General features: G+C 56.9%; 26 protein-coding genes and 1 pseudogene. 18 read left to right on the forward strand and 9 right to left on the reverse strand.

All coding sequences use genetic code 11. The features are described from left to right. The first annotated feature begins 91 nt into the window (after positions 1–91). On the forward strand, positions 92–490 hold the full coding sequence (cheY, locus tag CAter10_RS04290) for a chemotaxis response regulator CheY (protein WP_061532428.1): 399 nt from the start codon (positions 92–94) through the stop codon (positions 488–490). A gap of 1 nt (position 491) precedes the next feature. After that, entirely contained in the window at positions 492–1,130 is a 639-nt protein-coding gene (gene cheZ / locus CAter10_RS04295; RefSeq protein ID WP_061532429.1) for a protein phosphatase CheZ, read from the forward strand. Between the two features lie 12 nt (positions 1,131–1,142). Here cheZ and CAter10_RS23070 read toward each other — a convergent pair whose 3' ends face one another. Further along, a complete protein-coding gene (locus CAter10_RS23070) occupies positions 1,143–1,397 on the reverse strand; it encodes a hypothetical protein (RefSeq protein ID WP_061532430.1) in 255 nt (84 codons plus the stop codon). 958 nt (positions 1,398–2,355) lie between these two features. Between CAter10_RS23070 and flhB the strand changes: the two genes are divergently transcribed. The 6 genes from flhB to CAter10_RS04330 all read left to right on the forward strand — a co-directional run bounded on the left by flhB (position 2,356) and on the right by CAter10_RS04330 (position 10,354). Continuing rightward, on the forward strand, positions 2,356–3,498 hold the full coding sequence (flhB, locus tag CAter10_RS04305; protein WP_061532431.1) for a flagellar biosynthesis protein FlhB: 1,143 nt from the start codon (positions 2,356–2,358) through the stop codon (positions 3,496–3,498). Between the two features lie 50 nt (positions 3,499–3,548). Then, positions 3,549–5,603 (forward strand): flagellar biosynthesis protein FlhA, encoded by a 2,055-nt coding sequence (gene flhA, locus CAter10_RS04310; RefSeq protein ID WP_061535157.1) that lies wholly within the window; start codon positions 3,549–3,551, stop codon positions 5,601–5,603. Positions 5,604–5,605: 2 nt separating this feature from the next. Then, complete coding sequence (gene flhF, locus CAter10_RS04315) at positions 5,606–8,161, forward strand: flagellar biosynthesis protein FlhF (protein ID WP_061532432.1); 2,556 nt, start codon at positions 5,606–5,608, stop codon at positions 8,159–8,161. 10 nt (positions 8,162–8,171) lie between these two features. Further along, positions 8,172–9,014 carry a MinD/ParA family ATP-binding protein gene (locus CAter10_RS04320; protein ID WP_061532433.1) on the forward strand — a complete coding sequence of 281 codons (843 nt, stop codon included), beginning with the start codon at positions 8,172–8,174 and terminating at the stop codon, positions 9,012–9,014. A 67-nt stretch (positions 9,015–9,081) separates the two neighbouring features. After that, positions 9,082–9,825: an RNA polymerase sigma factor FliA gene (locus CAter10_RS04325; protein ID WP_061532434.1), complete on the forward strand. Its 744-nt coding sequence runs from the start codon at positions 9,082–9,084 to the stop codon at positions 9,823–9,825. 7 nt (positions 9,826–9,832) lie between these two features. Further along, positions 9,833–10,354 (forward strand): flagellar protein FlhE, encoded by a 522-nt coding sequence (locus CAter10_RS04330; RefSeq protein ID WP_128082974.1) that lies wholly within the window; start codon positions 9,833–9,835, stop codon positions 10,352–10,354. Positions 10,355–10,417: 63 nt separating this feature from the next. Here the strand turns inward: CAter10_RS04330 and CAter10_RS04335 are convergent, their stop codons facing one another. The 8 genes from CAter10_RS04335 to flgA form a co-directional block, all read right to left on the reverse strand. Next, positions 10,418–11,230: a hypothetical protein gene (locus CAter10_RS04335; RefSeq protein ID WP_061532436.1), complete on the reverse strand. Its 813-nt coding sequence runs from the start codon at positions 11,228–11,230 to the stop codon at positions 10,418–10,420. Between the two features lie 22 nt (positions 11,231–11,252). Next, positions 11,253–11,597, reverse strand: a complete 345-nt coding sequence (locus tag CAter10_RS22285; protein WP_128082975.1) for a hypothetical protein — start codon at positions 11,595–11,597, stop codon at positions 11,253–11,255. Further along, entirely contained in the window at positions 11,594–12,409 is an 816-nt protein-coding gene (locus tag CAter10_RS04345; RefSeq protein ID WP_128082976.1) for a hypothetical protein, read from the reverse strand. Before CAter10_RS04345 ends, CAter10_RS22285 begins: the two co-directional genes overlap by 4 nt. Before the next feature lie 22 nt (positions 12,410–12,431). Then, positions 12,432–13,463: a hypothetical protein gene (locus tag CAter10_RS04350; RefSeq protein ID WP_061532439.1), complete on the reverse strand. Its 1,032-nt coding sequence runs from the start codon at positions 13,461–13,463 to the stop codon at positions 12,432–12,434. A 2-nt stretch (positions 13,464–13,465) separates the two neighbouring features. Beyond that, complete coding sequence (locus CAter10_RS04355) at positions 13,466–16,204, reverse strand: type VI secretion system Vgr family protein (protein WP_061532440.1); 2,739 nt, start codon at positions 16,202–16,204, stop codon at positions 13,466–13,468. A 261-nt stretch (positions 16,205–16,465) separates the two neighbouring features. Continuing rightward, on the reverse strand, positions 16,466–16,921 hold the full coding sequence (locus CAter10_RS04360; RefSeq protein ID WP_061532441.1) for a flagella synthesis protein FlgN: 456 nt from the start codon (positions 16,919–16,921) through the stop codon (positions 16,466–16,468). Next, positions 16,918–17,262, reverse strand: coding sequence for a flagellar biosynthesis anti-sigma factor FlgM (gene flgM / locus CAter10_RS22290; protein WP_164840411.1), 345 nt, complete (start codon positions 17,260–17,262; stop codon positions 16,918–16,920). The genes CAter10_RS04360 and flgM overlap by 4 nt, the downstream gene beginning before the upstream one ends. Before the next feature lie 127 nt (positions 17,263–17,389). After that, positions 17,390–18,130: a flagellar basal body P-ring formation chaperone FlgA gene (gene flgA, locus CAter10_RS04370; protein ID WP_061532442.1), complete on the reverse strand. Its 741-nt coding sequence runs from the start codon at positions 18,128–18,130 to the stop codon at positions 17,390–17,392. A 257-nt stretch (positions 18,131–18,387) separates the two neighbouring features. Between flgA and CAter10_RS04375 the strand changes: the two genes are divergently transcribed. From CAter10_RS04375 to flgJ, 10 genes and pseudogenes are all read left to right on the forward strand, one after another. After that, positions 18,388–18,669: a helix-turn-helix domain-containing protein gene (locus CAter10_RS04375; protein WP_061532443.1), complete on the forward strand. Its 282-nt coding sequence runs from the start codon at positions 18,388–18,390 to the stop codon at positions 18,667–18,669. A 148-nt stretch (positions 18,670–18,817) separates the two neighbouring features. Next, positions 18,818–19,225, forward strand: coding sequence for a flagellar basal body rod protein FlgB (gene flgB / locus CAter10_RS04380; protein WP_061532444.1), 408 nt, complete (start codon positions 18,818–18,820; stop codon positions 19,223–19,225). A 49-nt stretch (positions 19,226–19,274) separates the two neighbouring features. Continuing rightward, a complete protein-coding gene (gene flgC, locus CAter10_RS04385; RefSeq protein ID WP_061535159.1) occupies positions 19,275–19,685 on the forward strand; it encodes a flagellar basal body rod protein FlgC in 411 nt (136 codons plus the stop codon). Positions 19,686–19,771: 86 nt separating this feature from the next. Next, positions 19,772–20,434 (forward strand): flagellar hook assembly protein FlgD, encoded by a 663-nt coding sequence (gene flgD, locus CAter10_RS04390; protein WP_061532445.1) that lies wholly within the window; start codon positions 19,772–19,774, stop codon positions 20,432–20,434. 96 nt (positions 20,435–20,530) lie between these two features. Then, positions 20,531–21,733 (forward strand): flagellar hook protein FlgE, encoded by a 1,203-nt coding sequence (gene flgE, locus CAter10_RS04395; RefSeq protein WP_061532446.1) that lies wholly within the window; start codon positions 20,531–20,533, stop codon positions 21,731–21,733. A 58-nt stretch (positions 21,734–21,791) separates the two neighbouring features. After that, on the forward strand, positions 21,792–22,538 hold the full coding sequence (locus CAter10_RS04400) for a flagellar basal body rod protein FlgF (protein WP_061532447.1): 747 nt from the start codon (positions 21,792–21,794) through the stop codon (positions 22,536–22,538). 91 nt (positions 22,539–22,629) lie between these two features. Beyond that, positions 22,630–23,412 (forward strand): flagellar basal-body rod protein FlgG, encoded by a 783-nt coding sequence (gene flgG, locus CAter10_RS04405; RefSeq protein WP_061532448.1) that lies wholly within the window; start codon positions 22,630–22,632, stop codon positions 23,410–23,412. A gap of 11 nt (positions 23,413–23,423) precedes the next feature. Next, positions 23,424–24,095 (forward strand): flagellar basal body L-ring protein FlgH, encoded by a 672-nt coding sequence (locus CAter10_RS04410; protein WP_128082978.1) that lies wholly within the window; start codon positions 23,424–23,426, stop codon positions 24,093–24,095. Positions 24,096–24,097: 2 nt separating this feature from the next. Further along, positions 24,098–25,248: pseudogene (locus CAter10_RS04415) on the forward strand (flagellar basal body P-ring protein FlgI). A 7-nt stretch (positions 25,249–25,255) separates the two neighbouring features. Next, complete coding sequence (gene flgJ, locus CAter10_RS04420; protein ID WP_061532450.1) at positions 25,256–26,194, forward strand: flagellar assembly peptidoglycan hydrolase FlgJ; 939 nt, start codon at positions 25,256–25,258, stop codon at positions 26,192–26,194. Positions 26,195–26,354: the final 160 nt, after the last annotated feature.

Here is a 26,354-nt window from a genome sequence, read left to right on the forward strand (position 1 = left end):
TTATATACGACAGAGATGCAGGTTTTTGAAACTTCAAGTTGGCCAATTAGCAACGATAGCGAATGGCCGCTAATCATAGTGTGGAGTAATCATGGTTGATAAAAGCATCAAAATTCTGGTCGTGGACGACTTTCCTACCATGCGGCGAATCGTCCGGAATCTGCTGAAGGAACTGGATTTCGTCAACGTCGATGAAGCCGAGGATGGCGCTGCGGGTTTGAGCAAGCTCAAGGATGGGAATTTCGGGTTTGTCGTCTCCGACTGGAACATGCCGAATATGGATGGCTTGACGATGTTGCAATCGATCCGCGCCGATCCGGCTCTGGCCAAACTGCCAGTGTTGATGGTGACCGCTGAAGCCAAGAAGGAAAATATTATCGCCGCTGCCCAGGCTGGCGCCAATGGCTATGTCGTCAAGCCGTTCACTGCCGCTACGCTGGAGGAAAAGATCGCCAAGATCTTCGAAAAAATCGCGAAAGAGAGTGCCTGATATGAGTGCGCACGCTGTACAGATGCCAGCCGCGGGCGATTCTGCCGAGCAGCTGGTCAACCGGATTGGACATTTGACGCGCCTGCTGCGCGAAAGCATGCGTGAGCTGGGCCTGGATCAGGAGATCGCCAAGGCGGCGCAAGCAATTCCCGATGCCCGGGATCGATTGAATTACGTCGCGACCATGACAGAACGCGCTGCGGAACGCGCTTTGAATGCGATTGATGTGGCGCAGCCGATCCAGGAAAAACTGAGCAAGCAAGCCAAGACCCTCAATCAGCGCTGGGACGAATGGTTTGTCAGTCCGGTCGAACTGGACGACGCGCGGGTACTGGTGCTGGAGACCCGCAACTATCTGAAGGATGTCCCGAAACAGGCGTCGGCGATCAACGAACAACTGATCGAAATCATGATGGCGCAAGACTTCCAGGACCTGACCGGGCAGGTCATCAAGAAGATGATGGAAGTCGTGCATGAAATGGAAAAGCAGTTGCTGCAAGTATTGATAGACAACACCCCAATCGAAAAACGTCACGATAATGGCCTGTTGAACGGGCCGCAGATGAAAGCGGAAGAGAATCCCGACGCAGTGTCCGATCAGGAGCAGGTGGATGATTTGTTGTCTAGCCTTGGATTCTAGATATTCGACAGATCAAATAGAAAATTGGTGTGACTGACGAGAGAAAATAGAAAGCATTGAATGCATTGGGTAGGTTAAAGCAACTAGGCTTTTGTAGCTGTAGCTGTAGCTGTAGCTGTAGCTGTAGCTGTAGCTGTAGCTGTAGCTGTAGTTGTAGTTGTAGTTGTAGTTGTAGTTGTAGTTGTAGTTGTAGTTGTAGTTGTAGTTGTAGTTGTAGTTGTAGTTGTAGTTGCGGTTGACGTTGCAGCTGTTTTTGACTTTTCGCATGCTGACGTTGCCAAATGGGACGGGTGACAGTCGGGAATGATGGGACACATGTTTGAGCGAAGCGAGTTTGTGTCCCATCCGACTGGCGCACGGCTCATTTGGGGACCCGCCGTAGGCGGGCAACGGCTGTGCGATCGCATTTCTTTGCTTACTTTCGGGCGCCCGGCTAGGGGCGAAGCAAAGAAAGTGAGTAGCTGCCGGGCTACCCCGGCTAGCTTCCACGGAGTAGCAACCGTTTTAACTAGCGCCGGACGAACACTACTAATGCACCACCGCGCGTACTCCGTAGCCCGTTAAATGGGGTCAGAGTAATTTTCGCAAAGAGCTGCGAAAAAAAACTCCGACCCCATTTAACTCGCGAAGTGGTAACCGTTTTGGGTAGCGCCGGAGAAATACGACTGATGCACCATCGCACTTACTCCGTAGCCCGTTAAATGGGGTCAGAGTAATTTTCGCAAAGAGCTGCGAAAAAAAACTCCGACCCCATTTAACTCGCCAAGTGGTAACCGTTTTGGGTAGCGCCGGAGAAATACGACTGATGCACCATCGCACTTACTCCGTGGCCCGTTAAATGGGGTCAGAGTAATTTTCGCAAAAGGCCGCGAAAAAAAACTCCGACCCCATTTAACTCGCGAAGTGGTAACCGTTTTAAGTAGCGCCGGAGAAATACGACTGATGCACCACCGCACTTACTCCGTAGCCCGTTAAATGGGGTCAGAGTAATTTTCGCAAAGAGCTGCGAAAAAAAACTCCGACCCCATTTAACTCCGCTGTATGTGATTTGCAGCTGTTTTAACAGTTTTACTTGTTGCATTGCCATATTGATAAATGGGCGATTTGCACTGATTGCCCAAGCAACACTCCGATCCCGGCCTTGTTTGGCCGATTGCATCTCCGCACTTGCCTCAATAATCCGTATTGATAGGACGATGTTCGTCCCTGCCGGTTCGGAGCATGCATGTCGGAAGAAAGCGATCTTGAAAAAACGGAACCCGGGTCCCCCCGGCGCCTGGAAAAGGCGCGCGAAGAGGGGCAGGTTGCGCGATCTCGCGAGCTAAGCACTTTCGTCATGCTGACCACTGGCATTGGCGGTCTATGGCTGACCGCCATGCCACTGGCCGACCATATCGGCCATGCGCTGCGCAACGGCTTGCGCTTCGATCGCGCAGCAGGCTTCGACACGTCGTACATGCTGACCCAGGCCGGAATGGCAGGCAAGGAAGCGCTTATTGCCATGCTGCCGCTGTTCGCCATGCTTTCGCTGGCGGCGCTGGCGGCGCCATTACTGCTCGGCGGCTGGCTGTTTTCAACGCAATCGCTGGCGCCAAAATTCTCCAAACTCAATCCGATCAGCGGTATCGCCCGTCTGTTCTCCAGTCAATCGCTGGCAGAGTTGTTCAAGGCCGTCGCCAAATCGTTGCTGGTCGGCGGCATCGCCTACTGGGTCATCTCGGGCAACATCGATACCATCATGGGATTGATGATCGAGCCGGTACATGGCGCCATGGCGCATACGGTGCGGTTGGTTGCCAACTGTTGCGCGTTGATTATCTGCTCGCTGCTGCTGATTGCCGCCATCGACGTGCCTTACCAGCTGTGGAGCTACTACCGCAAGCTGCGCATGACGCGCGAAGAACTCAAACAGGAACACAAGGAAAGCGAAGGCGATCCGCACATCAAAGGAATGATCCGGCGCCAGCAGCAACAGATGGCGCGGCGTCGCATGATGTCAGAGGTTGCCGGCGCCGATGTGGTGGTCACCAATCCGACCCATTTTGCGGTTGCGCTCAAATACCGCGACAAAGAAATGCGTGCGCCGCGGGTCGTTGCCAAAGGCACCGACCTGATCGCCATGCGTATCCGTGCCATCGGCGCCGAACACAATATTCCGATCCTGGAAGCACCGCCTTTGACGCGGGCGTTGTACCGCCATACGAATCTAGGCGATGAAATTCCGGCTGCACTGTATACCGCAGTGGCTGAAGTGCTGGCCTGGGTTTACCAGTTGCAGCGCTGGCGCAGCGAAGGCGGCATTGCACCACGCGCGCCGGAAGAATTGCCGGTTCCAGATTCACTCGACCCGTTAGGGAGCCCGGCATGAAGCCGTCAAGTTCAAATACCGCGTTTTCCTTCAGTTCCCTGCTACGCCTGATGGAGACGATCCTGGCCGGGAATAGCGTCAAGGGCATGGCCGGCCCGGTGCTGATCATCATGATCCTCGGCATGATGATTCTGCCGCTGCCACCGTTTTTGCTGGACTTGCTGTTTACGTTCAATATCGCGCTGTCGGTGATGGTGCTGCTGGTCAGCATGTACACGATGAAAGCGCTGGATTTTGCTGCCTTCCCGGCGGTGCTACTGTTCTCGACGTTGTTGCGGCTGTCGCTCAACGTCGCTTCGACCCGAGTGGTGCTGCTGGAGGGCCATACCGGCCCGGATGCCGCCGGCAAGGTGATCGAGGCTTTCGGTCACTTCCTGGTCGGCGGTAATTTCGCAGTCGGTATCGTGGTGTTCGTGATCCTGGTCGTCATCAATTTCATGGTGATCACCAAAGGTGCGGGCCGGATTGCCGAAGTCGGCGCGCGCTTTACACTGGATGCGATGCCGGGCAAGCAGATGGCAATCGACGCCGATCTCAACGCCGGCTTGATCGGCGAGGATGTGGCGCGCAAGCGGCGCGCCGAAGTGGCGCAGGAAGCCGATTTCTACGGTTCCATGGATGGCGCCAGCAAGTTCGTGCGCGGTGATGCGGTGGCCGGCCTGCTGATCATGGCGATCAACGTGGTCGGCGGCCTGATCGTCGGCGTCGCCCAGCATGGGCTGGATATTTCGGTGGCTGCCAAAAACTACACACTGTTGACCATCGGCGATGGCTTGGTAGCCCAGATTCCGGCGCTGGTGATTTCCACCGCCGCCGGTGTGATCGTTTCGCGCGTGACCACCGACGAAGATGTCGGCCAGCAGTTGATGGGCCAGCTGTTTTCCAATCCACAGGTGCTGTTCCTGACGGCTGGCATCATCGGCTTGATGGGACTGGTGCCGGGCATGCCGCATATTGCTTTCCTGATCATCGCTGGCGGACTCACGTATCTGGGGCGCCGTTTGCTGCAGCGTACGGCAGCTGCAGCTTACGCGGCGAAGGAGCAGCCGGTGGCCGTCTCGCAGGAGCCGGCGGAGGCGAGCTGGGACGATGTGGCGCTGGTGGATCCGCTCGGACTGGAGGTTGGCTATCGCCTGATCTCGCTGGTCGACCGTAGCCAGAATGGCGAACTGCTGGGCCGTATCAAGAGTATCCGCAAGAAGTTTGCGCAGGATATCGGTTTCCTGGTGCCGGTGGTGCACATCCGCGACAATCTCGAACTGAAGCCGAACACGTATGTCATTACGCTAAAAGGTGTGGAAATTGCCCAAGGTGAAGCCTGGCCAGGCCAATGGATGGCGATCAATCCTGGACAGGTCAGCGCCACGTTGCCTGGCACACAAACCGTCGATCCTGCCTTTGGATTGCCGGCGGTCTGGATTGAAGGCCATATGCGCGAACAGGCGCAAATCTACGGTTATACCGTGGTCGACGCCAGCACCGTAATTGCCACTCACCTGAATCATTTGATCCATGCGCACTCGGCGGAATTGCTGGGTCGAACAGAAGTGCAGCAATTGCTGGATCGCGTCGGCAAGGAATCGCCGAAACTGATTGAAGACGTAGTGCCGAAACTGTTGTCGCTGACAAATCTGCAGAAAGTATTGCAAAACCTGCTCGACGAAGGCGTATCGATTCGCGACATGCGCACCATTCTGGATGTGCTGGTCGAACACGGCGCAACGGTCAGCGATGCCAACGAACTGACTTCGCTGGTGCGACTGGCGCTGGGACGCGCCATCACCCAGCAATTGTTCCCCGGTACCGGGGAGCTGCAGGTGATCGGCCTCGACAGCTCGCTTGATCGCGTATTGCTGCAGGCGTTGACCAACGGCAGCGGCCTGGAACCGGGCCTTGCAGATAGCCTGCTGACACAGACTCAGGTGGCCATCAGCCGCCAGGAGCAGTTCGGCTTGTCGCCAGTGCTGGTTGTGCAGCATCCGCTACGTGTCCTGCTGGCGCGATTCCTGCGGCGCAGTTTGCCGCAGCTGAGAGTGCTGTCGCACGCCGAGATCCCTGATACCCGCACCATTAAAGTAACCGCCACCATTGGAGGCAAGGCTTGAGCATGCACACTAACACCGTCACCATCGTTGCTCCCTCCAGCCGCGAGGCGTTGCGCCTGGTGCGCGAACAGTTGGGGCCGGACGCGATTATTCTTTCGAATCGGGCCACCGCAACCGGCACCGAAATCGTGGCGATGGTCGATGCCGCGGACGGAAATGCCGAGCAGCCTGCACCGTCAGCGCAAGCATCCGCTGCAGCGGAATCGCCCGCGATAACGGCTGCCGATATGTCGTCATCGGCGCCGGTACCGCAGTTTGCCACCGCAACGGCGCCTGTAACTGAGCCTGTAACTGAGCCGGTACCGGTGGCGTCGATGCCGGATCATTCTACCCAAGCACCGGTTGCGGCGCGCATGTCTGCCGTCAAGGACAGCCATGAGAGCGTCATCAGCGAAATTCATTCGATGCGCGGCATGATCGAGGAACAATTGGCGGGCCTGGTGTGGAACGACAAGCAACGGCGCGATCCGGTGCGCGGTCATTTGCTGCGCACTTTGCTTGGCGCGGGCTTCAGCGCCAGTTTGGCAAAAGCCATGCTGGATCATCTGCCGACCGGAATGAATTTCGCTTCGGGCCTGGCTTGGGTCAAGGCCGAACTGGCGCGCAACCTGCCGTTGCTGGAGAACGAAGATGCCATGATGGATAGCGGCGGTGTCTATGCTTTGATGGGACCAACAGGAGTCGGCAAGACGACTACTACGGCCAAATTGGCGGCACGCTGCGTCATGCGTTTCGGTGCAGACAAGCTGGCGCTGCTGACCACCGATAGTTACCGTATCGGCGCCTTTGAGCAGTTACGCATCTACGGCCGCATCCTGGGAGTATCGGTACATGCGGTAAAAGACGCAGCAGACTTGCGGCTGGCGCTGGATGATTTGCGCGACAAGCACATGGTGCTGATCGACACCGTCGGCAAGAGCCAGCGCGATCGCAGCGTTTCTGAACAGGTGGCGATGCTGTGCGGCGCAGGACGTCCGGTCAAACGTCTGTTGCTGCTGAACGCGGCCAGCCATGGCGATACGCTCAATGAAGTGGTGCATGCATACAAGGACAGCGCCGCTGGCAACGAATTGGCGGGCTGCATTTTTACCAAAACAGACGAGGCGACCCATCCTGGTGCATTGCTGGATACGGTGATCCGTCACCGGTTGCCTGTGCATTATGTGTCGACAGGGCAGAAAGTGCCAGAAAACCTGTTGCTCGCCGATCGCTTGCAACTGGTCGATAGCGTGTTCCAGTCGGCCAGCCGCAGCGCGCTGTTTGTACCGGGTGAAGCCGATCTGGGAGAGTTGCCGGCGGCGCTTAACAACGACGCTGAACTGGCGGCTGCGGCTGCACAAGTTGCCAGTCAGGCAGAAGTCGCAGAGCGCTTGCGCGCCCAATGCAAGAAGTTGATACGGGTGTTGGCGCACGATGCAGAAGAATTGGCGATCAATGCCGCCGCGCTGGCCGGCGGTGACATCGGCTTTGACGCGGCGCGCGAGCTATGGCGCGATTTGGGCGACGAACGGATCGATAGCAAGGCGGTCGGGCAGAAATTATTGATGCAGGCACGTGCGGCCACCGCTGGATCCTGCGTCAGCCACATATTGGCGGTCAGTGGTAAAGCCGATCTTCTCGCCAGTCGCAGCGGCGACGCCTATTCGTTGCAAACCAGCCTGCTGCTGTCGGACGTTGACGGGGAGCCGCTGGCGGCACCGCATCAATTGCTGAGCACCGCCGGCGCAGTTGAGCATGCCGGTAACCACATCGCCACGCCGGCACTACGTCAGATTGAATGGCTGCAGCAGCAGAATTTCGACAGGCCGTTGGTACATTTGCTGGAGCGTCCGCCACAAATGCCGCAGATGCTGATGTGGCAAGGCCATCATTTATCGTGGCTGGCGCGCGGCCGTGGCTCCCTGCGTGTCATGGACGGCGCGGATGGGAGTACGACGCTGGCCAGGCTGGCTGCGCAGCTGGAATTCGGCGCACCGAAAACAATTATCTACAAGGGAAAGACAGCGCACCAATCGGCGACGGAAACGATTGTCCGCCTGCGTATCAAAGGTAATGACGGCGCCGTCGGTACTACTCCGGCCTTGCGCTGCGTGGTCACCAGGATTGTCGATCCGCACAACGGAAAACAGTTGGCACAGTGGTATTTGCTGAGCAATGTCACAGGCGCTGTCAGCGCCGACCAGCTGGCCGCGTGGGCATGCTGGAAGCAGGCGGTGGATCCTTTCTACAGATTTTTGCGGCAAGCCGTCCAGCAATTGGGTGGCTGCACCGAACCTGGCGACGCCGACATGCTGAAACGCCTGTCGGTTGCCGGCCAGGCCAGCACCACCATCTGGCGCCTGGCGCACAAGCGGGCCGAGTGGGCCGGCGCCGCGCGCACGCTGCTGGCGCAACTGGCCGGCCATCGGATTCGTTCCGCCGCGGTGACGGCCGCTTCGGCTGCGGCATTGTTTGAAGGCTTCGGAAAACTGATTGCGCTGCTGCAGGCACTGGAGCTTGATGCCGATGCCGTGCACTGTGCAGCTGAAGTGCCTGGATTGGCAGTGCTGCCGGGATGAGGAGGCGCATTTGAGCAAGGTGGTGAACGATCAAGCCGACGGCTTGCGCAACCTGATGGCGCAGCATGCGGGCAATCGTGCGGCGCAGATGATTGCCGTAGTTGGCAGCGGACGTCAGGTTGGCGCCAGCAGTGTGACGCTCAATTTGGCGGCGGCGCTGGCGCAGCTTGGACAGGAAGTGTTGTTGCTAGATGAGAGCGGCGGCTTGCCGCCACCGGCTGCAGGCGGCGGGACAGGCCGCTGGTCTGATGTCGTTGGCGGCGGCTTTCCGCTGGAAGACGCCGCGGTAAAGCTTGCTTGCGGCGCGTGGTGGTTGTCGCTGTCGAAGGCGGATGCTGCGGCGGAAAGCGACGTGCGCAGCATGTTTCGCGGCCAGGTAATTCTGATCGATGCCAGCCTGGATGGCAATGGCGCCTTGTCGCCGCTGGCATTGCAAGCGGACGATGTGGTTGTGGTGTTGCGACCGCAGGCTGCCTCGATTACTGCGGCCTACGCTTGCATCAAGCAGTTGCATTACGCCCATGCGTTGCAACAGTTGAGGATAGTGATCAATGGCGCCGCTGACTGCAGTGAGGCGCAGCGCGTGGCGGGCAACCTGGCTGCTACCGGCAGCCGCTATCTGGGCCTGGCGCTGCAAGCGACTGGTTGCGTCAGTCTGGATCCCCGACTGGTGCAGGCGCAGCGGTTGAAGTTGAGTGTGGTCGAGGCGTTCCAGACGAGTGCCGCAGCTGTCGATTTTCGTCGTATCGCGGTGCAGTTGCAACAGTGGCCGCGCCGCGTAGCGGCCTTGCCGGCGGCCCCGGCATCGATACCGGCAAGCTCGTGGGCTGCGCAGCTGCAGCCCGCGCACTGACAGCAGCGCCATGTCATTTATTGAAATCCGATCGCTTATTTGAAGAAGGCAGGAAGAGGGACCCGTCATGTATACAGCGCAGGGAAGAATCGATAAGTCCGATACGCTGGCAAAGTATGCGCCACTGGTGCGGCGGCTGGCCTTGCAGTTGATTGCCAAGCTTCCGGCCAGTGTCGAACTGGACGACATGATCCAGGCCGGCATGCTGGGCTTGCTGGATGCTGCCAACCGCTATCAAGAGAACCAGGGCGCGCAGTTTGAAACCTATGCCAGCCAGCGAATTCGTGGCGCGATGCTGGACGAACTGCGTGCCAACGACTGGTTGTCGCGTGGTTTGCGCCAGTCTTCGCGCAATGTCGACGCCGCGGTGCAGGCGTTGGAGCAAAAGCTGGCACGGGCGCCGAGCGAGCGCGAGATTGCGCAGGCGATGAAATTGTCGCTGGAGGAATACCAGCATCTATTGCAGGAAATTCACGGGTCGCAGTTGGTGTATTACGAAGACCAGGAGGGCGGCAGTAATGAAAATTCATTCCTTGACCGACAAAGTTCTTCCGCCGAACGCGCCAACCATAACGACCCTCTGGAGCGCATGCTGGAAAGCGGCATGCGCCACATGCTGGTCGAGGCGATTGCGCAGATGCCGGAACGCGAGCGTCTGTTGCTGAGCCTGTATTACGAGCAAGAGATGAATTTGCGAGAAATCGGCGCTGTGCTGGAAGTTAGCCAATCGCGAGTGTGTCAATTGCACAGCCAGGCCATCAGCCGCCTGCGGGTGCGATTGAGTGAAAGTCGTTGCATCGAGGTGGCCTGAGGTGGGCTTGCGATCTCGTACGACGCTGGCTGTGCTGGTCATGCAAATCATGTTGCCATGTGCGGTACGTGCCGGTTCGCAGGCGCCGGCAGCGCTTGAACTTGATACCTATCTGGGACGCAGCAACAATCCGCCGTCTGGCCAGGGAGCGTTGCAGTTGAATAGTGCTGCCGCGAAGGTCAGCGGAACGTGGAGCGGCAGTGGCTCGACGCCGGCGATTATTCATCGTGGAGCCGTCTATCAAGCGGCGTCGATCGCGCCGGTCGGCAGCGGCGTCACGCCCAGTTCGAAGACGCGTCGGGTCAGCTGGCAATACAGTTTCCTGAGCGCGCCGCCGGCTGGTGTCCATGCTTACCTATGCAATTACGCCAGGTGTGTTGGTCTAAGTGGAAGTAGCGGCAGTACCACGGCATTTGCCGGCGACAGCGGATTTTCGTACTTTTCGTTCGCATTTTTTATCGATGGAAAAGGTGCGATGACTCCGACCTTGCAAGGTTCTTCCAGTCGGGTGATGGTGGACTATGAGTAGTATGCAACTCGCTGATGCTTCGATCGCGTCATTGCATAACCCCGATATAGTCTAGTCCGCGCGTCAAACAGCCGATTTCCTGACGAACTGCCAGTACACCGGCTCGTATTCGGTATGACCGGTTTTGGGGTTGTGCCAAGGAAAAGACTGAAACGGATAACCGGCAGCCATGCCGTATTCTTGATTTTTCCATGTAGCCTGTTTTACCCATGCGAATTTTTCTTCATTGGGAAAAACCGGCACGTATATGCCACTCATCTGGCATGTGTCGCCTGTCTTTGGCAGATCGCCAAAAAACAGCTTGTCGCGTGTCTTGCGCTCTTCGTCTGTGAGACGACTCCGGCTTATTTGGATGGTTTTTAATCTGGTAGAACTACTTACTTCCTCTATGCTATAGGCGGCGTAGTCGATGGTCACGGTGAGATTAAAGTCGCCACATCGCAAATATTTCACATAGCTGCTGTAAGAGTCTGTTAACTTCCCAGTCTCAGGATTTCCTGGTATCTGGATTTTCGCTTCACTTTCTGGCTCACGATTAAGGCCTAATGTGGATTCAAGTTGAGTAAGCGAGACGCCGTTAAGGTATGGCCCGAATTGAAAATAAAAGCTTTTGGGCTCCACACCATTCGGATAGGCCGCATTGGGTTTATAACGCAAAGTGAACTCGCCCCACTTACTTAAAAAATCGCCGGTATAGTAAGTTCGTCCGTTTCCCTTAACGGCAATCGTTAATTTCTTTTCCAGAGCTGCGACTGGTTGCTTCCCCGACATCACCTCTTCGACGAGTCGAAGCATATCCAATATTTGGACGCGCATTTCATCGGTATATTGAAACGCGGCGTACTCTCGGCGAAATTGTGCTTCATGTTCTGTCATGGGTTTCATCGTGGAGCTATTCTCATTTTTTGGCGCGGATAACTTGTTGAGAGTAGGCGTTTGTGCATGCGGTTGGAGCGGGAATGCCACTGTCGCGGCCATACCAATAGTGCTCAACAATTTTTTCCAATGCAAAGCTGTCTTCTTCAGTGGAGCGGATACGATAGCCACCATCTCTTTCGTGGCCGATTTTTTGGATAGGGACGTTTTGATACAGGCGTTCCAGCTCGGCGCGTACTTTGTAGACTTCAGAGTTCGGGTCATCTTCTTTTCCAATAAATGGATTTTCGGCGCGCGGGTAATTAACAAAAAGACCACCCGCAGGCGGTCCATCGTATAACGCTGGCAGTGGCGGCTTGTGTATCAAACAGCGGATTTCCTGACGAATTGCCAGTACACCGGCTCGTATTCGGTATGACCGGTTTTGGGGTTGTGCCAAGGAAAAGACTGGAACGGATAACCGGCAGCCATGCCGTATTCTTGATTTTTCCATGTAGCCTGTTTTACCCATGCGAATTTTTCTTCATTGGGAAAAACCGGCACGTATATGCCACTCATCTGGCATGTGTCGCCTGTCTTTGGCAGATCGCCAAAAAACAGCTTGTCGCGTGTCTTGCGTCTTTCGCTGGATAGTGGGATACGATCGATAATGATAGTTTTGAGCAAAGTTGGATGGGCGACCTCCTCCATACTGTCAGCGTTGTAAGAAATAGTAATGCCAAGATAGAAATCACCGCATCGCAAAAATTTCTGATACGTGCTGGTCGAGTCAGTTGTTTTCCCAGTATGCATATTGAAATTTGGCCAATTGATTACCGCTTCGCTTTCAGGTTCGCGATTGAGGCCTAGAGCAGATTCAAGCTGCGTAAGTGACACACCGTTAAGGTATGGGCCGAACTGAAAATAAAAGCTTTTTGGTTCTATCCCGTGCGGATAAGCGGTATTCGGTTTGTAACGCAAAGTGAACTCGCCCCATTTGCTCAAGAAATCAGCACCGTAGGAAATCTCATCCTCTCCCTTGATGCGAGCATTTAACTCATTTTCCAGCGCTGCGACTGGTCGAGTTCCCGCCATCACATTTTCAACGAGCCGGAGCATATCCAGTATTTTGGCGCGCATTTCGTCGGTATACTGAAACGCGGCGTACTCTCGGCGAAATTGTGCTTCATGTTCTGTCATGGGTTTCATCGTGGAGCTATTCTCATTTTTTGGCGCGGATAATTTGTTGAGAGTAGGCGTTTGTGCATGCGGTTGGAGCGGGAATGCCACTATCGCGGCCATACCAATAGTGTTCAACAATTTTTTCCAATGCAAAGCTATCTTCTTCAGTGGGGCGGATGCGATAGCCACCATCTCTGTCGTGGCCGATTTTTTGGATAGGGACGTTTTGATAGAGGCGTTCCAGCTCTGTGCGTACTTTGTAGACTTCAGAGTTCGGGTCATCTTCTTTTCCAATTAAATGCGTTTGGTAATTGTTATCAATGAAAAAGCATAGATTGCGGTAGTACTGCGACAACGTCATGCGCTTGATGGATACTTTGGCAAAAGGCTCGTCTGGTATTTTTTGAGACTGAACTACTTCTAAAACCTGTTTTCTCTTAGACGTTGTAAATAGCGTATTGATGTGAACATAGTCAGCATAATCTTCTGGATACGCAAACACCGAGGCAAACATCCAATAATATTGCTGTGTATGGCGCCCTTCATGGAAAAGAGTAGATGCAAGTATTAACGCATTTACGTGATTTCTTTTATCTAGTAGGAGATCAAAATCGAATTTTCCCAGGCAAATATCCCAGTCCCCGGGAGAAAAAGCGCCATGCTGATTGGGGTCGGTCACCGCATCTTTTTTTTCATCAGGAAAAGTAATTGCTGCAAAAGCCGCTTCCGGAATTCCAAATGCTGTATCTGCCCAAGCTTTGTGCAAATGGATTTTTAGAATCGCAGCGATTTTCTTTTTCTGCTCCAGATCAAACGGCCACGTCATCTCCGCCCAAGGAAATTTCTCCAACGCAGGCTTGATCCCTTTCACATATTCTTTAACAACTGGATACTCCCAATTATCCTGGCCGTTCTTCGGCACCATATTGGATTTACGCATCCCCCAATTGTTGGCGTCGCAGGTAATGACAGCGTGCGTCTTGGCAGTTTCTTCGGTAATCTCACGATGAACGACGCCGCCAATCTTGATACCTTTCTTCTCATTAGCCGTTGCAGGCATTGTCTGTTTCATGCTTATCCTTTGCTTTGCGGCTTGATGACGGTCCAGAGGAACGATGACCATACCTCGTTGCTTTCGGCGCGCAGCAGCTCAACGCGCGTGTCTTGTACGATTTCCGAAGCGGCAACGTTGGTCTTTCCCTGTGCATCGGTGATGCCTGCGACCGTGCGCCCACCGGCGAACAGAATGCGGTATTTTTGATTCGCCAACGGCAAGTGGCTGGTGGGCTCAACGATGGTGAATTTCTCCGCATATTTGGCTTCTGCGATGTCCATTACTGGATAGGCTTGATCGATACTTTTCGGTCCGCCCACATTTTTGCCCGCCGAATGCACCAGCCAATTACCACTGGTGCCGGTCTCGACACCACCGGCCTGCCACTTGGTATAACTACCGCCACCATTGATCGCCACCTCTTCCTTGGCGGTGATCGTGATGCGGTTGGCGATGTAGGTGATGTTCAACTTGGCCAGCATGTTGATGCTGTCCTTGAGCGCTTTGATATCGATGTCACCCTGTGCCGCCATGGCTTTGATACCTCCAAAATTGGTAAACAGGCGCATGCCTCTCCTTATACTGGCAAGTAAACGCTGCCCCACCGATAAACTCAGATGGCCACCACTGGTCAGTGCGGTATGTTTACCGCTGGCGATGTGCGTCGATTGCGGCGTGGTCGTTTCAATACCGGCCGGACTGGCGAGCACGAGATGCGGCTCGGCCAGTTCCGGGAAGCTGCCTTGCTCGCCGCCGCTGCCTTTGATTGCATCGTTCTGTGCCTTGATGGCATCAGCGACATCACTCTGGTCGCCGCCGGCATCCTGCGCCTGGTTCTGCTGCGCCACGCCGGCCAGGTTGTCGTGCTGATCGTACGCCTGGTTCAAACGCTGCACTGTCTCGCCCATGTCCTTGATGTGGCCTTGGGCGTTGCCGCGTGCTTCGGTCGTGATCAGCAAGCCATCCTTGGCCCGTATTGCACCGTGGCCGTCGGTGCGCAGCTCGAAGCCTTCGCCGCGCGCATCCTTGCGGCCGGCGTTGTCGTCGATGCGGGTGATATTGCCCAGGCTCAGTTGACTGTGCTGGTGATCGCTCTTGAGTTGGGCCTGGATCTTCTGTTCGGTATCGTCCAGGATCAGGTGGTTGCTGCGCCCGCCAACACTGTTGCCGCCGCCTGCAGTCAGCTCGCGCGAACGGATGCCGGACAGTGCGCTTTGATCGGGCAGCGACCAGGGCGGCAAGTTCGACTGATTGTGCACCCGGCCCGTGCACAGCGGCAGATCGGGATCGCCGTCGATGAAGCTGACTGTTACCTCTTGCCCGATGCGCGGCAGATACATGCTACCCAGCTGATTGCCGGCCCAGGGGCTGGAGACGCGGATCCAGCAACTGCTGTTTTGGTCGGTGGCGCCGAGACGATCCCAAGGAAACTGCACCTTGATGCGGCCGAGTTTATCGGTCCAGAGATTCCGGTCCGGCGGCCCCACCACCAGCGCGGTGGCGACGCCGGGAATCACCGGCTTCGGCGTGACACGCTCCGGGCGGTACTCCTGGCCACGAGCGGGATGCACTGTAAAGTCGACATCGATCCAATACTGCTGATTGGCCACGCCGCCGACGCGCTGGCTTTCCTGCGCCACTTCTTCAATGGTCAAATTGGCCGACAACACGATGTAGTCAATATTGGCGGCTTGTTGCGGATGCCGCGACAGCTTGAAGCGGCAACCCGGCACCAGCCCACGCACGTGCCCCGCGCCTTGTGCACGGTGGCCTTGGCTACGCAGCATTTCCATACGCCGCCGCGCCACGGCGTCGCCCTCGGCCAGCGGATCGTTGCCGGCCTGTTGCGGGCCGGCCTGCGGCTGCACGTAATTGTCTGCGTGCCACTCGTAGATTTCCCGGTCGTTATGCGCGGTCGGGCGCGGTTCGCTGCGCTGCGAGGTTAGGTCGGCGCGCGGTCGTGTGTAGTCGTAATCGCGTGCTGTATAAGTACCAGACACCAGCTTGCGCGCAGGCGTGAAGGCGTAGATGGTTTCTTCATCGATACGCGTGCCTTCAGGGTAATACTTCAGCTCGCGATAGGCGCTGCTGCTGAAAGGTTGATAGGCGCCGTTGGCGTCGGCCAGCACCAGCCGGTGCGCACCGTCGCTATGCGAGAAGTGAAATGAAATCCCCCATTCCTGGGTCAGCCGGCACAGGAATGCATAGTCGGTTTCGTTGTACTGGTTTTGGTAATCGCGTTTGGGATAGGTATCGTAGAGACGCTTCTCTACCGGAAAGGTGTAGTCAGCCAGCAGACTGTCCAGCACCTCGATGACGGTTTTATCTTGAAAGGTTTTTGAATTCTTGCGCAGTGTCGCCAGGTGCAACCAGGGCTGCAGCGTCAGTTCATAAAACACATGTCGCCCCTGCTCGCGCAGCAGTTTGGCATCAGTCACCAGGCCGGAGATTTCGCGCGTACCGGCACCAACGTTTGCCAGGCCGCTGTCGCCGGCCATGCCAGCAACAAAACTACCCATGCCTTCCAGCTCAATTTGCACCGTCAATTCATGGCCGATGAAATCGTCGAGATTGAAATTGGCAGCTTGCTCGACCAGATGATTCAAGTCATCCGGTGTTTTTAAGATCAGACGGTAGGTAAATAAATCATTGACGGTCTCAACGCCCTTGAGGCTCACCGGAATCAGCGCTGGCTGGCCGAGTATGTCGGGAATCGCTGCGGTGGATTTCAGGCTGAGAGTACGGGGCGCATTGAACATAAGACTTTCCCAAAAAACAAGCTGGAGAAAGATGATAATACGTTAACAATTGCCTTAAAGTCATCATTTAATTTATGAGTTAAATGACAAACTACAGATGAGAGAATAGTTAGAGAGAAAAAATGACGCCGACTTTGCAGCAGATTTGCCAGTCGGGTAGTGGTGGATTCCGAATAGAACTTAGCTTCTGCGTAGTGCGGCCATGCGTTCCCTACGACAGCCGCCCAGATTGGACGACAAGATGAATCGCCTAAGTAGTGTTTAGCCCGATGCCAGAGTATGGCCGTTCCCGAGTCCAACTCTGTGTTTGCCATCCGGTCCGTATAGCGACTGGCCGTGGGCGCGCAAGAAATTGATGGATTGCCGTACGAAATCCAGGTGGGTATGAATCATGATGCCGTTGCGGTGATTGCTATCACGGGCTTGGGCGGCGCGCGCCAGCAAATCTTGCCATACCTGTTGCAACTCGCTGTCGCCGGCGGCCGCTGCAGCGTCGCCGCCTTCGCGCGCCGTCGGAAATCCCGCGGCTAGCTGGCGCTGTTCGCGTTCGTGTTCAAGAACGTTGATACGGTCCGCGAGTTGCGCCTTTTGTTCGGTAATCATCGGCAATTCGTCGAAGCGACTCTGAATCAGCGCTTCGGCCTCACGATCGAGGAGTTCGAGAAAGGCATCCATCACTGCACGCTCCTGCTGCAGATGGTCGAGCATGTGGCTCATGACGGCCTCTTCCCGAGCAAGTCGCGTACCGTATCGAGCAGGCCATCGGCGATTTTTTCCGGGTTGACCTGGTAACGACCCTCGCTGATAGCCTGGCGGATGTCCGCCACGCGCGCTGCATCAAAATCTCCCTCGCCGGGCTGCAGCAATTGGCTTTGCAGTTGGCGCACCTGCGCCGCCAGCGAACTCTGGGCGGCCGGTTGAGGGAGGCTGGCATTGCTGACGGCGCCGGTGGCTGCGGCGTCGGTGGATGCGGCGCGAGGCACGCTATCCTTGTTGGGCGCCACATTAGCTTGGTTCGACACACTATTCAGCGACTTTGCGGGTTGATCGATTTTCAAGATATTTCCTCTGAAGGAGCTATTCGGTATAACGGCCGTCGATCCTGAAACTTTAGGGTTCGGGCTGAAAAATGTCGAAATTGTTAATGAGTTTCCGTGTGGAATTAAATTGGTTTTGTACTATCTGCTAGTTCGGCAAGTCGACTGAGCCGTCGGCACGGGCTATGCCGCTTACCATCTGGCCGGCTTGCGTCTTGACCTGGATTGTCGCACCTGCGGCGGCATTCGTCATCGCCCGTCCTTCAGTGCTGACGACAAAACCCGCTCCTTGGGCCAGTACCCTGACGTTCTGCCCTTGCAGTATCACGGTCGCATTGCGTAGCAATTCCTGCCGCAGCGGTGCGCCTGGCGCGATGCGATTGGCGATGATCATTCCGCTGGCCTGCTGCGGATTGGTAATTACGCCACGCGGCAATGCACAGAGGTCGCCTTGCCGCACTTCAAAGTCGGCCGCGCTTAACGTTTCGCCTGCATTGAGAGGGCGGCTGGCGACATAGTAATTGGCCACTACCGCAACATAGGCCGGCACATAACGGGTCCACGAAGACGCGCCGGATCCGTCGCCGCTGCAACGCACACCGACCGAAACCCGTCCCCACAGCCGCGCGCCGTTGGGCAGGAACGGCTCAGGATTGTCGCAAGCTGGCAGGGCGCCCGACATCGGGGTATCGATACGGATGCTGACCTTGCCCGGCAAGCCGTTGGCCTGGTTCATCAGGAATTGCTCGATTACCGATTTGGCGCTACCGCTCAATTCAGCCGGCCGCGCCATCGCGGCCGGTCCGCCGGCGATCAGCGCCAAGCTTGACAAGAAGCGTAGCAGGACGCTGGAAAACCGGCGGAACTGATGGCTGATGTTTGCATGCATATGAAGTCTTCCGTACGAGAACGCATCTCATGGGTATGGATGACATGCGTTCTGGATGAATCGGTGTCGCGGACTATCCGCACATAACAGATTCTAGACAATCGATCGACTTTCGCATGCCTGGAACTGGGTTGTGATTGGCTTGCTGTTTGGGTGATTGGTGTTGGCGGCGCTATCTATAATGATTTTCGGCAACTTGTCGCGTAGATGCAGGACGTCAGTCGACAATCCGGAAAACAAGCAAGCAAGGACTTTCAATGATGAATGTAAGCGAATTCAAAGAAGAACTGCCGGCCACGCTGGCTGTCTTTTTGAGGCAGAGGCGTTTGACGCAAAGAACTGAAAGCGGAAAAAGAATATCGCTGACGGCGATGCATCGTCGTTGCGGTTTATCTGTGCCGGTATTGAGCAAATTGGAGACCGGCCGGGTCGTCGATCCATGCGGATCGACCATCAAGCGCGTGCTGGCCGGTTACGAACTGACCTTTGATGATTTTGCAAAATATCTGCCCGATGTCAATTCCGGAATGGGCAAGTGAAGAACATCGCCGTCGAGTTGCGTATCTTGAACTGAGGCTGAAAATCCCGCCTGTTCCGGCGATTGCCACTTGTCTCGGCTACCTATAATCGCTTCCATCAGAAGGTCTGTTGCAAGACGGCCGGATTACTTTACATGGTGGGTACAGCATGGTTGATAAACTGGATGCAGCATTGCGCTTTCAGCAGGAAGCGCTGAATTTGCGGGCGCGGCGGCAGGAAGTCTTGTCGGCGAATATCGCCCATTCCGACACGCCGAATTACAAGGCGCGCGATTTCGATTTCAGCAGTAGCCTGACCCAGGCGATGGCGCAGGGCCGGCAGTCGCAATCGGTATCGATGGCGACCACCTCCGCGCGCCACATTCAGGCTGAGTCGACAATCGCCAACGATCCGGATCTTCTGTATCGCGTGCCGACCCAATCCAGCATCGATGGCAATACGGTTGAAATGGATGTCGAGCGCGTCAACTTCACCGATAACGCGATCCACTACGAATCAGGGCTGACCATCATCGGCGCTCAGATAAAAACAATGCTGTCGGCGGTGCAGCAATGAATTTTTCATCATAGCCCGCGAGGATTAACGCATGCCATCCAATGTATCCATGAATATTTTCGACGTTGCCGGTTCCGCCATGAGCGCGCAATCGCAACGCATGAATGTCACCGCCAGCAACCTGGCGAATGCTGACAGCGTGGCCGGGCCGGACGGTCAGGCATATCGCGCCAAGCAGGTGGTGTTCGCGGTAGCGTCATCAGGCGACCCGCAGGATCCGTCGGCGACCATCGGCGGCGTCCAGGTGGCAGGCGTGGTCGAGGATCAGTCTCCATTGCGGATGGTCTACGACCCCAAGCATCCGATGGCCAACGCTGACGGTTACGTCACCATGCCCAACGTCAATGCAGTCGAGGAGATGGTCAACATGATTTCCGCTTCGCGCTCGTACCAGGCGAACGTCGAAGTACTGAATACCGCCAAGACCATGATGCTGAAGACGCTTAGCATCGGTCAGTAAGTTTTGCCATAGCAGGCAAGATAATTTGAGATTTCGAATCGCATCATCAATCCGCGGTCGCCGTACCGTATCAGGAGAAAACCAACATGGCAGTATCTGGCGTTTCATCAACCGACAATAGTGCAGCGAACGCGCTGGCGGGCGCAGCGTCGAGCAGCTCCGATCAGGAACAGCGCTTTCTCAAATTGCTGGTTACCCAATTGAACAACCAGGATCCGCTGAATCCGATGGATAACGCGCAACTGACTTCGCAGCTGGCGCAGATGAGCACCGTCAGCGGTATTGAAAACCTGAACAGCACGCTGACCTCTCTGGTAGCGCAAACCGGCGCCAGCCAGACTCTGCAAGCCGCCTCGCTGATCGGCCATACAGTACTGACGCCTGGCAGCAGCGTAACGGCCAAGAGCGGTACGAACACTTCCTTTGGGCTTGACATGCAAGGCGCCGCGGACACAGTCAAGGTAACCATTACCGATTCCGCCGGAAATACCGTGCGCACCATTGATGTCGGCGCACTGCCGCAGGGCACCAAGACTTTGACGTGGGACGGCAAGAACGATACCGGTTCCGCAATGCCGGATGGCGCCTACAAGATCAGCGTGGCGGCATCCGTCAATGGCGGCGCAGTAGCGGCCAACACGCTGACGTATTCGCAGGTGGCGAGTGTGGCGCAGACAGCGAACGGCGTCACCTTGAATCTGGGTGCAGCTGGTACGGCGGCGTTGAGCGACGTTAAACAGTTTTTATAAATTCGCAGTTTCTACAAATTCGGCTGATTTCCCTCTTGTTTGCCGTCATGCAGGCAAGAGCAGATCGCCACTGCTAGATTTCCAAAGGAGAGCATCATGGGTTTTCAACAAGGCGTAAGCGGATTGAACGCAAGTTCCAGCAATCTCGATGTGATCGGCAATAACGTTGCCAACTCGGGCACGGTCGGTTTCAAGGCCGGCAGCGTATTGTTTGCAGACGTGTATGCCGGATCGCGAGTCGGCCTCGGTACCCAGGTGGCAGGCGTGTCGCAAAACTTTACCCAAGGCGCAGTGCAAACCAGCTCTCGCGCGTTGGATGTGGCAATCACCAACGGCGATGGCTTTTTCCGCTTGGCTAGCCCATCGGGCGAGGTATCGTATTCGCGCAATGGGCAGTTCACCGTCGACAAGGACAATTTCATCATCAATTCCGGCGGCCTGCGCCTGACCGGTTATCAGGTTGGCGCCAATGGCAGCATCGCTGGCGGGACTCCGGCTCCACTGCAACTGCCGGCCACTGCGATGGCGCCGAACGCGACCACAAAGATCAACGCTCAATACAATATCGATTCGCGCAGCACAGTGCCGACGACGACGCCATTTAACTCCACCGATTCAACCAGCTTCAACTACCAGAATGCGGTGACCGGCTACGACTCGCTCGGCAATCCGCATGAGATCACCAATTTCTTCGTCAAGACCGGAGCCAATGCCTGGGATGTCTATCAAACCGTCGACGGCGGCGCCAGCAGCAATATCGGTTCGCTGGCCTTCGATGCGTCCGGCAAGATGACTGCACCTGCTAGCGGCAGCTTGGCGCCAACGACTGTTCCGATGACGAACGGTGCGAACCCGATGGTTTTCAGCGTCAACCTGACCGGCACTACACAGTTCGGCAACGACAATGCGGTTGCCAAACAAACTCAAGACGGTTACACCTCGGGCAGCCTGACCGCGTTTGCCATCAACCCGGACGGCACTGTCACCGGCAAGTACTCGAACGAGCAGACCAAGACACTCGGCCAGATCGTGCTGACATCGTTTGCCAATCCCGACGGACTGCAATCGAAGGGGGGCAATGTCTGGGCCGAAACCGCGGCATCCGGGCAGCCGCTGGTCGGCACGCCAGGTGCGGGTACCAAGGTCGGGGCATTGACTTCCGGTGCGCTGGAATCTTCCAACGTCGACCTCACAGCCGAACTGGTGAACATGATCATTGCGCAACGCACGTACCAGGCCAACGCCCAAACCGTCAAGACGCAAGATCAGGTCATGCAGACTCTGGTGAGCATGCGTTGATGAAATCCGTTCTCGCAAGCGTCGCGATGGCCGTGGCAGAAAAAATCGGGGAGCCGGCATGGACCGCATGATCTATGTCGCCATGAGCGGCGCCAAGCAAGCGATGGAGCAGCAGGCTTCGGTGGCGAACAACATGGCCAACGTGTCGACGCCGGGCTTTCGCGCGCAGCTGAACAATTTCCGCGCAGTGCCGGTGGTTGGGGCCGAGGCGCCAACCCGGGCCTTTGTGGTGGCAACCACACCCGGAGCTGACATGCGCAACGGCCCATTGACCGAAACTGGACGCCCGATGGATGTCGCCGTGCGCGGCGACGGTTGGCTGACAGTACAGACCGCAAACGGTAATGAAGCCTATACCCGTGTCGGTAACCTGCAGGTAGGCGCCGACGGCCAGTTGATGACCATGGATAAATTGCCGGTGATCGGTGATGCCGGACCGATGGCGGTACCGCCCGGCGCTGCCGTGATGATTTCGACCGACGGTCTGGTCAGCGCGATTGGAGCGGGAGATCCGGCCACCAACGTCGCGCAGATCGGCCGTTTGAAACTGGTCAATCCGGCGAGCTCGGATCTGGTGCGTGGCGACGACGGCTTGTTCCGCATGCGTCCAGGAGCGGCATCGCCTGACGCCGATCCAGCGGTCACGCTGCAGACCGGCGCGATAGAGGGCAGCAATGTCAATCCGGTATCGGCCATGGTTGACATGATTGCCAATGCGCGCAGTTTCGAAATGCAGATGAAGACGCTCAAGAGCGCCGACGAGAACGATCAGCGCGCCAACCAGCTGCTGAGCATGACCAGCTGATCGCACTGCTGGCACTTTGTACTTGTGACACTTATCGGCTGACTTTTTCCACCACATTGCCAAGCAATACTAACTTGCGGGAGTTCCCACCATGATGCGTTCCCTTTCCATCGCCAAGAGCGGCCTCGATGCGCAACAGCAGCAGCTCGACGTAATCTCGAATAACCTGGCCAACGTCAGCACCACCGGCTTCAAGCGCAGCCGCGCGGTATTCGAAGATCTGATGTACCAGAACCTGCGCCAGGTAGGCGGCCAGACCTCGGACCAGACCAACTTGCCATCCGGCCTGCAGATCGGCACCGGAACGCGCATGGTGGCGACCGAGCGTATTCATACGCAGGGTAATCCGACCAAAACCGACAATACTAAAGACATCGCGATCAACGGCGACGGTTTTTTCCAGGTGCAGATGCCGGATGGCACTACCGCCTACACCCGCGATGGTTCGTTCCAGTCCGACTCGACCGGTCAGTTGGTGACGGCCAGCGGTTATCCGGTGCAACCAGCGATCACGATTCCGCAAAACGCCACCAGCATGACCGTTGCCAAGGATGGCACGGTGTCGGTAACGCAGGCCGGCAGCACCGCCAGTGTCCAGGTCGGTCAGATCCAGCTGGCGACTTTCCTGAATTCGACCGGCTTGCAAAGCAACGGCGAAAACCTGTACACCGAAACCAATGCCTCCGGCACCGCCAATCAGACCACGCCGGGACAGAATGGCGCCGGCACGTTGAGCCAGGGCTATGTCGAATCGTCGAACGTGAACGTGGTAGAAGAACTGGTCAACATGATCCAGACCCAGCGCTCGTATGAAATCAACAGCAAGGCGGTCACGACTTCAGACCAGATGCTGCAACGCCTGACGCAGATGTAATGATGGAGCCGATGTTGAAACAGTGGATCAACTATGTGTTGCTCGCGGTTGTGCTGCTCAGCGGGTGCGCACAATTGCCGCGCGAGCCGCTGGTGCAGCAGCCGATGACCGCGCGCGCCGAAGTACGGCCGACGGCACCGGTGAATGGCGCCATCTATCAATCCGGTTTCAGCAGCCAGGCTTTGTTTGAAGACCGGCGGCCACGTAGCGTGGGCGATATCCTGACCATCATCGTCAGCGAAAACGTCAACGCCAGCAAGAACTCCGCCGCCAACGCCAGCCGCAGCAGCAGTGCGACCAGCGGGCTGGCGGCAATTCCGAAAATTTTCGGTGGACTGTTCGGCAATCTCGATACTGATGCCAAAGCAGCCAATGCGCTGACCGCCAAGGGCGGCGCCAATGCCGCCAATACCTTTAACGGTGTCATTACGGTGACTGTGACCGAGGTGCTGGGTAACGGTAATCTGATCGTCAGCGGCGAAAAGCAGATGATGATCAATCAGGGTACCGAATTTATCCGTTTCTCCGGCGTGGTCAATCCGCGTACGGTGAGCGGCAACAACAGCGTGGCGTCGACGCAGGTGGCCGACGCCCGCATTGAATATAGCGCCAAAGGCTATATCGACGAGGCGCAGACCATGGGCTGGCTGCAGCGCTTCTTCCTCAACGTCTTACCGTTCTGACCATGCGATCAATATTCCACAAGTTTTTGCAGCACGCCGATCGCAGCCGCGGCGGCATCGCCATGTTGTGCGGCCTGCTGCTTTGCGCAGTGCAGCTGGCGCCGGCAGCGCACGCAGAGCGACTCAAGGAGCTCGCCAGCATCCAGGGCGTACGCGACAATCCATTGATAGGTTATGGCCTGATGGTCGGTCTGGACGGCAGCGGCGACCAGACCATGCAGACGCCATTCACGACCCAGACCTTGAACAACATGTTGTCGCAACTGGGCATCTCAATGGCGCCTGGCACCAACATGCAATTGAAGAATGTGGCGGCAGTCATGGTGACGGCGACCTTGCCGTCCTTTGCGCGGCCCGGACAAAATATCGACGTTACCGTGTCGTCAATGGGTAATGCCAAGAGCCTGCGCGGCGGGACCTTGCTGATGACGCCGCTGAAGGGGCTGACGGCATGGTGTATGCGATTGCCCAGGGCAATATGGTGGTCGGCGGCGCTGGCGCTTCGGCCAACGGCAGCAAGGTGCAGATCAACCAGCTCAGTTCCGGCCGTATTCCTGCTGGCGCCATTGTCGAGCGCGCCGTGAGTTCACCGCTTGGCGATGCGAATACACTAACCCTGGAATTGAATACATCGGATTTCGGCACAGCGCAAAAGGCGGTCGATGCCATCAATCGCAGCTTCGGGCCTGGCACCGCCAACGCACTTGATGCGCGCGTGATCCAGGTCAACGCGCCAAGCCAGCCGGAGGCGCGGGTCGGTTTCCTGGCGCGCATGGAAAATCTCGATATTACGCCGGCGCAGGCGGTGGCGCGCGTGGTCATTAACGCCCGTACCGGCTCGGTGGTGATGAATCAGACCGTGCGCATTCTCGATTGCGCGGTAGCGCATGGCAACCTGTCGGTGGTGATCAATACCCAGCCGGTGATCAGCCAGCCGGGACCGCTGTCTGGCGGCAGCACCGTGGTCGCGCAGACTTCACAGATCCAGCTGAACCAGGCCGGCGGCGCGCTGCAGGTGGTCAAGAACGGCGCATCGCTGGCGGATGTGGTCAAGGGCCTGAACACGCTGGGCGCCAATCCGCAGGATCTGGTATCGATCCTGCAGGCGATGAAGGCGGCCGGCGCCTTGCGCGCCGAGCTGGAAATTATCTGAGGCCGGTATGAGCGTATCCGGACCGGTCACCAGCAACCGCACAGGCGATCTTGACCAGCGATTTGCACTTGACGTGCAAGGCGTCGATGCCTTGCGCCGCACCACCAGGGCGGCACCGCAGGAAGGATTGAAACAGGTTTCACGTCAGTTTGAAGCAATGTTCATGCAGATGGTGCTGAAAAGCATGCGCGAAGCGACGCCATCGGACGGCATGTTCGACAGCCAGCAGGAAAAGATGTACACCTCGATGCTGGATCAGCAGCTGGCGCAAAGCCTGTCCGGGCGCGGCCTTGGACTGGCCGAGGCCATGCAGGCGCAACTCAGCCGTGCGGTTGATCCGGCGCAGGCTCAGCCTTCGCCGCTGCAAAAGATGCCGGCTTCCGGCCTGCAGCCGCTGCAGGCTGCTCCACCTCCGCCACAGAATGCCGGCAATGTGCAAAACCTGACGCTATATGACGCCGCCGACTACCGTTCCGGCCGCGCCGATGGACCTCAACCGCATGTCGACCAGTTCCTGGCGCGCATGGGCGCTTCTGCGCAGGTTGCCAGTCAGGCCAGTGGCGTGCCGTCGCAACTGATCCTGGCGCAAGCGGCGCTGGAGTCCGGCTGGGGCAAACGCGAAATCAAAGGTGAGGATGGCAGCCGTAGTCATAATCTGTTCGGCATCAAGGCGGGCAAAGGGTGGAAGGGACCGGTGGTGGAAGCGGTTACCACCGAGTACGTCGACGGCGTGGCACGCCAGACTCGCGCCACATTCCGCGCCTACGCATCGTATGACGAAGCGTTTTGCGACTACGCCCATTTCTTGTCCAGTAACCCGCGCTACGCCCAGGTGCTGGCCACGCGCGATCCATCCGAAGCGGCCTACGGCCTGCAACGTGCGGGATATGCGACCGATCCGCAATATGGCAACAAGCTGGTGCGCATTCTCAGGCAGATCATCTGAATTTGGATCTGCCGCCAGATACGGCGCGTTATTTCCGACGCAGGAAAAAACATGCACAGCGCACCGAAAATTAATCGCAACACCAGATCGAATTTCCCTCAAATTTCCGGCGCGCCTGCCGTTATATCCTAGGAGAGCGCGGCAGTGAAGCCGGGCGTTG

Origin of the sequence: Collimonas arenae, from assembly GCF_001584165.1 — a bacterium.
Lineage (GTDB): Bacteria > Pseudomonadota > Gammaproteobacteria > Burkholderiales > Burkholderiaceae_D > Collimonas > Collimonas arenae.